Origin of the sequence: Evansella halocellulosilytica (genome assembly GCF_002335745.1) — a bacterium.
GTDB classification, from domain to species: domain Bacteria; phylum Bacillota; class Bacilli; order Bacillales; family Salisediminibacteriaceae; genus Bacillus_CA; species Bacillus_CA halocellulosilytica.
Genome location: NZ_NIST01000001.1, coordinates 2,381,720 through 2,394,381 on the forward strand (window position 1 = coordinate 2,381,720; position 12,662 = coordinate 2,394,381).

10 protein-coding genes are annotated in these 12,662 nt (G+C 37.8%); 5 read left to right on the plus strand and 5 right to left on the minus strand.

All coding sequences use genetic code 11. The features are described from left to right. Positions 1-2 precede the first annotated feature (2 nt). On the minus strand, positions 3-1,658 hold the full coding sequence (gene hutU, locus CD001_RS11280; protein WP_306454069.1) for a urocanate hydratase: 1,656 nt from the start codon (positions 1,656-1,658) through the stop codon (positions 3-5). A gap of 285 nt (positions 1,659-1,943) precedes the next feature. Between hutU and CD001_RS11285 the strand changes: the two genes are divergently transcribed. Then, positions 1,944-2,369: a GNAT family N-acetyltransferase gene (locus tag CD001_RS11285; RefSeq protein ID WP_306454070.1), complete on the plus strand. Its 426-nt coding sequence runs from the start codon at positions 1,944-1,946 to the stop codon at positions 2,367-2,369. Positions 2,370-2,501: 132 nt separating this feature from the next. Here the strand turns inward: CD001_RS11285 and CD001_RS11290 are convergent, their stop codons facing one another. Continuing rightward, complete coding sequence (locus CD001_RS11290; protein WP_096187841.1) at positions 2,502-3,014, minus strand: GNAT family N-acetyltransferase; 513 nt, start codon at positions 3,012-3,014, stop codon at positions 2,502-2,504. Beyond that, positions 3,011-4,519, minus strand: a complete 1,509-nt coding sequence (locus CD001_RS11295; protein ID WP_096187842.1) for a response regulator transcription factor — start codon at positions 4,517-4,519, stop codon at positions 3,011-3,013. Before CD001_RS11295 ends, CD001_RS11290 begins: the two co-directional genes overlap by 4 nt. Before the next feature lie 790 nt (positions 4,520-5,309). Here CD001_RS11295 and hutH point away from each other — a divergent pair. Both hutH and CD001_RS11305 read left to right on the plus strand, forming a co-directional pair. Then, the gene (gene hutH, locus CD001_RS11300) at positions 5,310-6,794 is read left to right on the plus strand and encodes a histidine ammonia-lyase (RefSeq protein WP_096187843.1); all 1,485 of its coding nucleotides are present in this window, start codon (positions 5,310-5,312) and stop codon (positions 6,792-6,794) included. Positions 6,795-6,966: 172 nt separating this feature from the next. Next, positions 6,967-8,088, plus strand: coding sequence for an alanine racemase (locus tag CD001_RS11305; RefSeq protein WP_257009788.1), 1,122 nt, complete (start codon positions 6,967-6,969; stop codon positions 8,086-8,088). 209 nt (positions 8,089-8,297) lie between these two features. On the opposite strand, the gene CD001_RS11310 is transcribed toward CD001_RS11305, so the two are convergent. Continuing rightward, complete coding sequence (locus CD001_RS11310; protein WP_096187844.1) at positions 8,298-8,828, minus strand: small multi-drug export protein; 531 nt, start codon at positions 8,826-8,828, stop codon at positions 8,298-8,300. Next, positions 8,828-9,418, minus strand: a complete 591-nt coding sequence (locus CD001_RS11315; protein ID WP_096187845.1) for a TetR/AcrR family transcriptional regulator — start codon at positions 9,416-9,418, stop codon at positions 8,828-8,830. Before CD001_RS11315 ends, CD001_RS11310 begins: the two co-directional genes overlap by 1 nt. Positions 9,419-9,651: 233 nt before the next feature. Between CD001_RS11315 and CD001_RS11320 the strand changes: the two genes are divergently transcribed. Further along, a complete protein-coding gene (locus CD001_RS11320) occupies positions 9,652-11,022 on the plus strand; it encodes an MATE family efflux transporter (protein WP_096187846.1) in 1,371 nt (456 codons plus the stop codon). Positions 11,023-11,273: 251 nt separating this feature from the next. Further along, positions 11,274-12,482 (plus strand): IS110 family RNA-guided transposase, encoded by a 1,209-nt coding sequence (locus tag CD001_RS11325; RefSeq protein WP_096186284.1) that lies wholly within the window; start codon positions 11,274-11,276, stop codon positions 12,480-12,482. Positions 12,483-12,662 lie beyond the last annotated feature (180 nt).

Sequence of the window (12,662 nt, forward strand, 5' to 3'; positions counted from 1 at the left end):
GATTATTCTCCTTTCTTCGTTATCAGCGGCAGGTGTATTCCTTTATTGCTCGCTGTTTCAATTGCTTTTTCATAACCTGCATCAGCATGACGAGCGATTCCCATGCCAGGGTCTGTCGTTAATACACGTTCAAGCCTTTCTTCAGCTTCTTTCGTACCATCAGCTACAATGACCATACCAGCGTGGATTGAGTATCCCATTCCGACACCGCCACCGTGATGGACAGATACCCAGCTTGCTCCGCCAATACTGTTTACTAGGGCATTTAAAATTGGCCAATCCGCAACAGCATCACTGCCATCTTTCATCGCTTCTGTTTCACGGTTTGGCGAAGCGACAGACCCTGAATCTAAATGGTCACGTCCAATCACTATCGGGGCTTTAATTTCTCCTTTAGCAACTAAGTCGTTAATGATCTTCCCAAACTTAGCACGTTCCCCGTAACCTAACCAGCAAATTCTTGATGGCAAGCCTTGAAACTGAATTTTTTCACGGGCCATGGTAATCCATTTACATAAAGGTTTGTTAGCGGAAAACTCTTTTAAAATGACTTCATCTGTTTTATATATGTCCTCTGGATCTCCAGATAGTGCGACCCAACGAAATGGGCCTTTTCCTTCGCAAAATTGAGGGCGGATATACGCTGGGACAAATCCAGGGAAGTCAAAGGAATTGCTTATCCCTTCGTCGTAAGCAACTTGACGTATATTGTTGCCGTAATCAAAGGTGATGGCACCTTTCTCTTGCATTTGCAGCATGCTTTGTACATGAATGGCCATACTGTTTTTCGACTTTTTCATATATTCAGCGGGGTTTTCTTTTCGAAGGACTTCAGCTCCCTCTAGTGTTAACCCTTCTGGAATATATCCATTTAGCGGGTCATGAGCGGACGTTTGATCCGTTAATACATCAGGAATAAATCCTTGCTGAACCATTTCTGGTAATATTTCAGCTGCATTTCCGATGAGACCGATGGAAAGAGGTTTACTATTATTTTTCGCTTCACGAGCTAACTTCATTGCTTCGGCTAACGTATCAGCTTTCACATCTAAATATCCCGTATCAATTCGCCTCTGAATCTTTTGCGGGTCAACTTCAACAGCAATACAAACCCCTTCATTCATCGTGACTGCCAGAGGCTGGGCACCTCCCATTCCGCCAAGACCAGCAGTTAACGTTATTGTTCCACTTAAGCTTCCTGAAAAATGTTGTCTTGCTAACTCAGCAAACGTTTCGTATGTTCCTTGGACGATTCCTTGACTACCAATATAAATCCAGCTTCCAGCAGTCATTTGGCCGTACATGATCAACCCTTTTTTCTCAAGATCATGAAAATGGTCCCAGTTTGCCCAAGCAGGAACGAGATTTGAATTCGCTAATAAAACGCGTGGGGCATTTTCATGTGTTCGGAACACAGCTACCGGCTTGCCTGATTGAATTAATAATGTCTCATCATCTTCAAGTCTTTTTAATGATTGCTCTATTGCGTTAAAACTTTCCCAGTTTCGAGCTGCTTTTCCGATTCCACCATATACGACGAGATCATCCGGATTCTCTGCGACTTCTGGGTCTAAATTGTTCCGGAGCATTCTTAGTGCTGCTTCTTGGATCCACCCTTTCGTTTCAAGCTTTGTACCTCTGTTTGCACGAACTACCATACATTTCACCTTCCTTTTCATATATGTTTGAGCATAAATGAAAATCATTACAAAATAGAGAGGGAGATCTTATGAATATTCGGAAAAATCATATGAGTTTTCTATCTCTAACAATCACTAACAGAAATCTTTATATAAAAATCTTAGGTATATGTATTAATTTTAGGTTTTAGCTGTTCATACAGGATAAACATTAACCCCTATCGAACTACTATTAATTGGATAACGTTGAGGAAAGTGTCTTTTTGCTGTATTTAGATGACGAAATGTGAAGGAGAGAATACGATGATCCGATATACAAATAGCTTAAAGAATATAACAGCTGAACAGCTAACGGGCGGTTTTTTCAACGAATGGGGAAATAAGTTTCCGTCTCCACAAAAACATTTGGAAATATTGCATAACAGTTATGCAGTCGTTCTTGCCGTCGATGAGTCTACAAATCAAGTTATAGGCTTTATCAATGCGATCAGTGACAATATCCTTTGTGTATATATCCCATTGTTAGAAGTACTAGAAGAATATCAAAATAAAGGGATCGGAACAGAACTCGTTGACCGGATGATGAAGGAACTTAACTCATTTTATATGATTGACTTACTCTGTGATAAGAAATTGCAGCCTTACTATGAAAAAAGAGGAATGACTAGAGCCGGAGGAATGTGTGTACGAAATTTCCACCTAGCCGATGGAGAGCATGGGAATGATTGACAATGATTAACAAGTGCCTGGCACCTGGGTGGATTTGGAAATCAACTGATAGTTGGATTTCCCTTTTTCGCGCGGAAAGAGGGACGACGGATAGGTGCGTCGTCCCCTACATTCATCTGTACGTACAGATTGTTAAAGTTCTTTCCAGCCATAAGCAATTTCAGTATAGTAGTCATTGCCGATTTTCAACCTGTCAGAACCAAGGAAATCTCCTCCAACCTTTTTGTAAAACTGACACGCATCATTATCTTCAAGAACCCATATCATCATTGAATGGTGTTTTCGGCTTTTTAAGTGACGAATAACATGATCTGTTAACTGTCTGCCAATCCCTTTTCGAAATTCGTCAGGCAGTAGATAAATGGCATATAACTCTCCAGCATATTCAGGAAATTTATCTAAGCTGCGACTTCTACCACATGCAGCAAACCCAATAATGTCATTTGCGTCATTTTCAGCAACAAACAACCCGTAATCATCTGCAGGTTGATGAATGGCTCGCTCCCACTGTTTCAATCGATTATCATAAGATAAATTAGTAAGAAGTTCATCTGGCAAGATTCCTTTATATGCAGCTTGCCAACTTTTTATATGGACATTTGTGATTGCTGCTTCATCTCCTATTCGAGCGTGGCGAATATTCATCGTTCATTCCTCCTCATTTCATTGTTTTGAATTCGGTAAATCGTAGGAGCGATTTCAAACTTTTCCTTAAAACATCGGCTAAAATAATTTGGTTCAGAAAATCCAGTAACGTGAGCAATCTCTTTTACGGACAATGCTGTTTCACTTAACAGACGATGTGACTCATTCAGGCGGATCGTTAATAAATGTTGTTTAAATGAAGCTCCAGTTTTTCTTTTTAGTAATGAGCTTAAGTAAGTAGGGTTAAGATTTACAGACTTTGCGACATCAGTTAATTTAAGGTGAGGATTCCAATAGTTATTTTCAATAAAGCGCTGAATCTGTTCAATGATGTCGTACTTTGCTTCATGGTGTATTTGTTTCGTTTCATCAAAAAGATCTTGAATTAAAATGATCATATTTTGGACGATTCTGTATAACACAGGCTCGAATAAAATGGAGTGATAAAGTTTCTCATATTTTTCTTCTAGCAGTCCTTGCTGAATATGATAAATATGCATATAACGCCTTACTTGAGCGAGAATGCTCGTAAGTTTTGTCCGTACGATGCTAGGGTCAGGAAAAGGGCTCTCAACTTGTTGGAATGAATCATATAAATCAAGTTTGATTTGTTTAATATCTCTTTTATTAAGCATGTCAATCCATTTTCTCTGTTCAGAAGGAGATAGGAAAGGGTCCATTCTTATCCAGCTGACAGGAGATTCATAGTGTAATACTTTTCTTTGCCCATGATAAAAAATCATGGACCCCATCTCTTTTATTTCTTCAAACACTGTATACATTGTCTTTTCATAACTTCTTGGTTCGTAGACTACAATCGATAATGGGACATCTGACATACTTTCCCAATGATGCAAAAAGCGATTGCTTTCTTGAAGATGGTTTGCATCCTTTTTGTCGGTAAAGAGGACAACTAACTGACTGAAAGCAAGAGCATTTAACGATTCATATTGAAAAAATGTTGATATCTCTGAATACAAATCAGACATAACCTCTTTGTCTGCAGGGAAAAAAGCGATACATACTGAGTCAGTTGGAAGCGGCTGCTTACGATCAAATAGCTGATTATAAAGACTTTCTTTGTAGCCTTTATTTGTTGACGGAGACTCTTTTTGAAAAATATATTCATGTCTTTGGATAAAATGATTTGCTTTTTTAACCTTCGAATAAAGGTGGTTTGGAGAATAAGGCTTTAATAAAAACGATGAAAATTGAAATTTCAATGCTTTAAGAGCTTGTTCATAAGTCGCTTCAGAAGATGTACAAACTAGTTGGGAAAATGTATCTTCTAATAAGACTCCCAATTCTTTAAACTGAGCACTGCTAAACAATTCAAGTTCAATAATGATGATTTCAGGTTTTTCTTTTTCAATAAATCGCAGTACTTCATCCGCTTCATGATATTGAACAATTTGTTTATATTGAATAGACGAATGGGTGAGGAACCATTCTACGCCTTGACACTCTTGGTGATCTCTGTCAGCTATAAGTATGGACGGCAGCATCACTGTTCCTCCTTTTCAAACTATTCATAGGTATTTTCAGCAAAATCTTAAGATGCCTTTTTCCTTTTTCACTGTTACGTTATGACATTCAGATGATTAGAGAATTACTTCATAAAATTTATTTCGACATACTTCCTCGAAGTTCCTGCGATAAAAAATAACAATTTCATCATATAATTACATTCTTTGTAAACCACTGGCTCTGCCTGTTTGAAAATAAACCTTTAAGGGTTGTAATCGTGAGATCCCTTTAAATTAACGAATAGATGAAAAGTATTCTGTGCCTGCGGGAAAAGCAAAAGATGAAGATCCATCGGGGCGATCTTACCCCGATTAGCTGAAGACTTGCCCGCGGTAAAGAAGACACTACAAATGCAAACGAAGTGCAGCACGAGTAGATGTCGCACTTGTTCTCTAGAGTGCAATCGAGTAGATGCATGGCATATCAACACCAGTTATCATGATTGAGGAAACTTTCAAAGTGGAAGATTTTGAAATAGAAAAAATGCTTCATTTTGCTGCAAATAGTTATTAATGATTTACCTTAGTAATACATTAATGTGCAGAAAAATCAGAAAACAATTTGACAGCTTCCTCCATTATTGAATATGATAGGTGTGAAGAAATCATTTGAAAAATGAGTGTGGATACAATGAATGTGCATAAACTGTATTTATTATTAATTTCAAAAAGAATACAGGAAGAAGCAGTGGATGAAATCTTTTAAAAGGTTTCAATCCACTGCTTTTTTATTGCTTTATTACAATGAAACGACAAAGGCGGGGGAAGAATGATTTTATTAAACGGAAGTAATTTAAAGATGGAAGATTTGAAAAAAATAGTTGACGGGGATGTAGAAGTAAAAGCTTGTCCAGAGGCGATGGAGAAGGTTGCTTCTACTAGAGATGCTGTTGAAGCAATCGTTCATAACGGCCAAATTATATATGGAGTTAATACAGGGTTCGGAAAGCTAAGTGATGTCAAAGTCAATAAAGAAGATGTAGAAACGTTGCAGCATAACCTTATATACTCTCACGCATGTGGAGTAGGGGACGCTTTGCCAGAAATGGTGTCACGAATTATGCTCGTTCTTCGAGCAAATACATTACTAAAAGGCTACTCTGGAGTTAGAAATGCCCTTATTGAAAGGCTGCTTTATTTTGTTAATCATCATATACATCCTGTTATTCCGTCGCAAGGATCACTCGGAGCAAGTGGTGACTTAGCCCCCTTAGCTCATTTATCTTTAGTGTTAGTAGGGAGAGGCCAAGTTATTTATAAAGGCGCGAAGATGACAGGTGAAGAGCTGCACAGACAGCTGAATATCGAGCCATTATCATTAAAAGCAAAGGAAGGTCTTGCATTAATTAATGGTACGCAAGCGATGACCGCAATCGGGGCATTAGCTTATATTGAATCTGAAAATCTAGCAGGTGCAGGTGACTTTATTGCTTCCCTTACAATAGAAGGGTTAAGGGGAATTATTGATGCGTTTGATGAAGACATTCATATCGCAAGAGGTCATAAAGAACAAATTGAAGTCGCAAAGACGATTCGAAATTACTTAGAAGAGAGCCAATTAACGACAAGACAAGGAGAAATACGTGTTCAAGATGCTTATTCACTAAGGTGTATCCCGCAAGTACACGGGGCAACAAGGCAAACGCTCGCCTATGTCAAAGAAAAGCTCGAAGTTGAAATGAATGCAGCTACTGATAATCCATTAATTTTTGAAAACGGCAAAAAAGTTCTATCAGGAGGGAATTTCCATGGGCAGCCAATCGCTCTTGCTATGGATTATTTAGGGATAGCGATGGCAGAATTAGCGAACATATCTGAGAGAAGAGTGGAACGACTCGTGAACCCGCAATTGAATGATTTGCCACCTTTTTTAAGTGCCAAGCCAGGACTTGAATCCGGTGCGATGATTATGCAATATGTAGCTGCATCACTCGTGTCAGAAAACAAAACGCTTGCACATCCAGCAAGTGTTGATTCGATTCCATCTTCTGCAAACCAAGAAGACCACGTCAGTATGGGGACAATTGGTGCTCGTCATACGGCACAAATCATTGCGAATACGAGAAAAGTATATGCGATTGAATTCATTTGTGCAATGCAAGCTTGTGAATACAGAGGTACAGATAAAATGGCCTTGAAAACAGCAGAACTATTTAGAAAAGGACGTGAAATTGTTCCATCTATTACAGAAGATCGTGTCTTTTCAACTGACATTGAAAAAATGAGCAATTGGCTGAAGCAGATGAGTATCTAGGGAAGTCCATAAACAACTTGGAAGATGGGGATATTGTATAATAAAATAAAGAAAGCAGCTTTACACTTGAACACTTATACTAGTTTAAATACAGTGCGACAGAGTTTCTGAAACGTGGGAAGAAGCTAAATACTATTAGACTATAAAATTTATTTTGAGAGGATGACCATTCTTGTCTAGCATTTCCGATATTCCAACACCTGCATTACTGTTAAAAGAGGAAAAAATGAGGGGGAATCTGCAACGAATGATCACTGCAGCAACCAAAAATAACGTTCAACTTCGTCCTCATTTTAAAACTCATAAATCGCTCTGGATCGCAGATGAGCAATTAAAAGCGGGAGCATGTGGTATAACTGTAGCAAAACCAAGTGAAGCAGAAACCTTATTTCATTATGGAGTAACAGATATTTTACTCGCGTTTCCTGTTGTGGATGAACAGAAAGTTTTCCATTTGATGTCTCTTTCCAAAAATAAACGTCTCGTTCTAACGGTAGATAGTTTCGAACAAGCTGAAATCATCTCCAAACAAGCAAGTAAGCAAAATAAAAATCAAGAAGTTTGGATAAAAGTAAATAGCGGTTTAAATCGATGTGGTGTTGAACAAGGAGAACCCGTCCTGAAATTAGCACAAATCGTCAAACAACTTCCACAGCTTGAGCTAACCGGTTTGTACACACATGCAGGTCATGCTTATGCAGCAAAAAACGAAAAGGAACGACAGTCGATCAGCTTACATGAAGCGAAAAGTATTGTTGATAGTGCCACCCTTTGTGAACGATTTGGGATTACGCTGAAACATCGCAGTATCGGGTCAACACCAACATTTGAAATCGGTGCAACGATTAAAGGAATAACAGAGATCAGACCAGGAAATGCGATATTTTTCGACGGAGTTCAAGCTAGTCTCGGTGTTGCAACAAAAGATGAAGTTGCACTAACCGTATTAGCGACTGTCGTTTCAATAAAAGAAGACAGAATCATTCTTGATACTGGAAGCAAGGCATTAACAACAGAAAAAGGAGCACACGGAAATGAAAGTATAAAGGGGTATGGACAAGTCGTTGGTAAAGGTAGGGACATAGAGATTACACGGTTATCTGAGGAGCACGGAATCATTGATTTAAAAAACGATCATGATCCAGTTGCTAATGAATTAAAAATTGGAGAAAAGGTTGAGATTATCCCAAATCATGCTTGTACGGCTGTAAATTTATTTGATCGTTATTATGTGGTTAACGAGAGTGGTGATGTTATGTTAAGGAGCATAGAAGGAAGAGGAAAATCACAATAAACATAAGGCTATCCCAAAAGTGTCAGCGTCTTTTTTAACATTAATTTTAATCGACTTGCTCGAACTGCTTATGGCAGGCGCTTTCCCACGGGCCATGGCTCAACTTCCTAGGTGCCACTCTCTGTGCACCTAGGGGATTTTCGTCTATTGCCTTTTCCGTCGGAGTCGCTGCCTATCGCTCTTTATTTAAAGAGTCTCTATTATTTGGATCAGAGAATATTCGTAATCCATTCAATTCCATAATAGGATGCTGCAGTAATGACAATTGTCCAAGCAGCTAGACTAATGGCCATCCATACCGCTGTCGTATTTTTATTTGCGTTTAAAGATAAAGCAATAATCGCAGCTAAATGAATTCCAGTTAAAATCGGCCCAACAATAGCAAGCCCTGGAATGCCGTATTTGTGAAAAATAGCAGCAGCTCTCTGTTTTTTTCTTTGTTTGGACTCTTTTTCATGTACTTTTTCTTCAGTTGCATCAAGTTGTTGATCAGTTTTGCGCTTCTCTTTTTTCTCATCCCGTCGCTGCTTCCATTTTTGAATGAATCGCCTTTGTTTTAACCATTTAAAAGCGTAGATAATGAGAATAATAGGTAAGTAATTTCCTATAAATGAAACGATGGCAACGAAGATTGGATTTAAACCTATTGCTATCCCGACAGGTATAACGAATAAGATTTCTAACCACGGAGTTGCAGCCATGATGAAAATAACGATATATTGCCATAGGACTTCCCACATTAATTGTCATTTCCTCCTTTAATACCTTGCCAAAATATATTCCACGCTGATTCACGTTTATTGATCAATGTTTGTTCGTCATAATAAAACCATTGAGAAGTTATTCCATCCATAAAGCAGTAATATGCATCTAAACATTCACGAATACTTAGCGGACGAATTTCTCCTGATACAATTCCTCTTTTTAAAATAATCGAAAGGACTTCATCACATTTTTTTTCAAAGGTTAAAAAAGAACGATGAATTTGTGCTTTTAAATCTGGTGGAGGGAAAAGTAAAAAGTGCATATAAAACTTTCCTGATTCCTCCATTCCTAAATAATCACTCGTGTCGATCATTGCATTTTTAAGAATCGACTTTACGGATTGGTCTTCATCTAAATCGATCACATTTTTTAACAACTGGAAATATTCATTTAAAACATATTCTGACACTGATATAAATAAATCTTCTTTGTTTTTAAAATGATTATAAATAGATGGCTTTTTAATCCCGACATCCTCTGCAATCATAGCTAAGCTCGTACCGGTATAGCCACTCGTTGAAAAGTGGCGGAGTGCAACACGGATAATCTTTTCGTCAGTGTTCATATATATCACCGCTTTTTATCATGATTGACTAACTACCGTTCGTTAGTTAAACTAATTTTATCAAATATCGAATCAGTTTGTAAATAAGTAGCAAACGGAAATGTTTGGAGGGATGGACAACTATCTCTAAGTTCATTTCGCTTATTGAGGAACTCTAAATGTACCATTTGACAAGTTAGCGAAAGAACACTATTGTTTTTGAAGTGGAAAGTAAAGTGAGGGAGGCGTATACGATGTATGAAACGAAGACTATGAAAGAAAAAATACGCTTACTCATGGTCGTGATGTGGCCGATTTTAGTTACACAAATCGGCATGTATGCAATGAATTTTATCGATACAACGATGTCAGGTCATGCAGGAGCAAATGACCTTGCAGGCGTGGCGATTGGTTCAAGTTTATGGGTTCCTATATTAACAGGTATCACTGGGATATTACTTGCGTTAACACCGATTCTTTCACAAAAAATTGGTGCTGATCAATCGGATGATGCAGGTTATTATGTTATTCAAGGGATTTATTTAGCAGTTGCAATCTCAATTGCAGTTGTTATTTTTGGTTTCTTTTTCCTTGACCCGATTTTATCTCTCATGTCATTAACGCCTGAAGTTGCACATATAGCGAAACATTATTTAATTGGATTAGCACTTGGTATTATTCCGCTATTTATTTATACGGTATTTCGCTGTTTTATCGATTCTTTAGGTCAAACGAGAGTAACGATGTTCATTACCTTGCTAGCTTTGCCCATCAACTTCGTGTTTAACTACGCACTTATTTTTGGCCATTTTGGTTTTCCAAAGTTAGGAGGTATTGGCGCAGGGTATGCTTCAGCAGTTACGTATTGGTTCATTTTAGGTGTGACCATCTATTTTACAAAAAATGTTCGCCCATTTGTCCAGTTCCAGTTATTCCAAACATTTTATAAAATGAAACTGATAACCTGGAAAGAAATTTTAGTCCTTGGACTCCCGATCGGCATGACGATATTTTTTGAAACGAGTATATTTTCAGCTGTCACTTTATTTATGAGTCAGTTTTCAACAGAAATTATTGCTGCCCATCAGGCTGCAATAAATTTTGCTAGTGTTCTTTATATGATTCCATTAAGTATCGCCTTCACGTTAACAATAGCTGTCGGCTATGAAGTCGGTGCGAAACGTTTGAAGGATGTGAAACAGTACAGTTTAATTGGAATGATGATTTCAATTTTAATGGGACTGTTTGCGTGTGTATTTATTTACGTCCTGCGTGCACCTGCAGCTGGCTTATATACAGTCGACCCTGATGTTGCAGAGCTCATCCAGCACTTTTTAATTTATGCGATTTTCTTTCAATTGTCTGATGCGGTTAACACTCCAATTCAGGGGATATTGCGAGGATATAAAGATGTAAACATTCCATTCTTTATGGCTTTCATATCATTTTGGATTATTGGACTCCCATTCGGGTTTCTTTCAGCTAATTACACAGCACTAGGTCCATTTGGATATTGGCTTGGATTAATCGTCGCATTAGGTGTTTGTGCAAGCTTCTTAGCGTGGAGACTTTTCGTCGTCCAGCGAAAATTTGCTGCAAAAATTGATCATGAACAAACTTCATAAAAATGAAACATACTAACATTAGTAGTACAGACCCAGGCCAGGGTTTGTGCTACTATTTTTTTATAGTAGAAGTGAAGTAAGGCCGACCAGCCTCTAGGACCATTTAAGAGTCCGTATTTTAAACCGGCCAACTTCACACCCTTATTTGAATCAGTTTAGTATGTTGGGTCCATAGAGATCGAGTAAAAGAAAGTGGAATCGATAAGGCAATGTGAGGGCTTCTATGATTGGCAAGAGAAGGAGAAATGGATATGAAACATGTACTGGCGTTCGATGTTAGTATGGGGAAAAGTACAATGGTTATCTATAACCACTATAAGAAATGTGAATTTGAAGGCGAAATTTATCATAATAAATCGTCCTTTAAAGCCTTAAATGATAAGATTTGTGAAATGACTAAACTGGATGGTCAAGCACCTGAAATTGTATTTGAAGCATCAGGAGTTTACTCAAGACCATTAGAATACTTCTTTCAAACAGAAGGCTACACCTATCATAGAGTTAGTCCGTTAGAAGCGAATCTACAAACGGCTTCGATGCGCCGTCATAAGACGGATAAAAGTGATGCTCATGAGCTCGCTAAATCCCACTTTCGAATAGAACGTTCAACGACGTACCAGGAAGACAACTATTTTAAACAAATGCGTGCACTAACACGTTATTATGATGAATTAGCTAGTGAAGTAACAAACCTATATAGCCGTATGCATGCTATTTTACAGCTAAGTTTCCCTGAATTAGAGCATCTCCTTTCCAAACGTTCTGCACTCTTTTTAAATATCGTTCAGCTTTACCCACACCCAGAGGAAGTATTGGCATGTTCAAAAACCGTGATACGAAACCGAATAAAAGCAAATACAAAAAAGAATATATCCCTTACACGTGCCGAAGCAAAGGCTCTAGAGCTACTTAACGCAGCAATAGACTCTTATCCAGCAATTTCGAAAGAAGATATTAGATGTGAACAAATACGTGATTATGCCAAACGTATTACAGATTTAAAAGAGAAAAAAGAACAACTTATAAAACAGATGGTTGACCTTTCCAAAGAACGTATCGAGTATCAGGTTTTACTTTCATTTCCAGGGATTGGTGAAGCTACAGCTGTAAGATTAATTGGAGAATTTGGGGATCTACGACGCTTTCAAAGCCACAAACAATTGAATGCATATGTTGGGATTGATATCATGCGTTATCAATCTGGCCATACATTTTATAAAGATAAAATAAATAAACGAGGAAATAACAAGCTACGAAAAATCTTGTACTTTATGATTCAGACAATGATTAAACTTCGTAAGAAGACTAACAATCATATTGTAGAGTACTACGACAAATTAAAAACGCAACCTCAAGGAAAACCCCACAAAGTTGCGTCAATTGCGTGTGTGAATAAGTTTTTGAAAGTGGCATTTCATCTAATTACACACAACATCACCTATAATTACGAAGCAGCATAAAACTGTTCGTAAATAGTTATTTATACTATACCATACATGGCCTTTCGAAAAAATGTAACTCGTCAGGTCTATTTGGTATGCGTAAATTAATTTTGAGTGGGAGGGGTACCCCTCCCACTCAAAATTAATTCCATCTAACATAAACAAAAAAGAAAAAATCACTTGACTGTAGGTAAGAAA

Bases quoted from the DNA above. Each gene is read 5' to 3' on its own strand.
- hutU (WP_306454069.1), bottom strand. From the start codon at position 1,658: ATGGTAGTTCGTGCAAACAGAGGTACAAAGCTTGAAACGAAAGGGTGG.
- CD001_RS11285 (WP_306454070.1), top strand. From the start codon at position 1,944: ATGATCCGATATACAAATAGCTTAAAGAATATAACAGCTGAACAGCTA.
- CD001_RS11290 (WP_096187841.1), bottom strand. From the start codon at position 3,014: ATGAATATTCGCCACGCTCGAATAGGAGATGAAGCAGCAATCACAAAT.
- CD001_RS11295 (WP_096187842.1), bottom strand. From the start codon at position 4,519: ATGCTGCCGTCCATACTTATAGCTGACAGAGATCACCAAGAGTGTCAA.
- hutH (WP_096187843.1), top strand. From the start codon at position 5,310: ATGATTTTATTAAACGGAAGTAATTTAAAGATGGAAGATTTGAAAAAA.
- CD001_RS11310 (WP_096187844.1), bottom strand. From the start codon at position 8,828: ATGTGGGAAGTCCTATGGCAATATATCGTTATTTTCATCATGGCTGCA.
- CD001_RS11315 (WP_096187845.1), bottom strand. From the start codon at position 9,418: ATGAACACTGACGAAAAGATTATCCGTGTTGCACTCCGCCACTTTTCA.
- CD001_RS11320 (WP_096187846.1), top strand. From the start codon at position 9,652: ATGTATGAAACGAAGACTATGAAAGAAAAAATACGCTTACTCATGGTC.
- CD001_RS11325 (WP_096186284.1), top strand. From the start codon at position 11,274: ATGAAACATGTACTGGCGTTCGATGTTAGTATGGGGAAAAGTACAATG.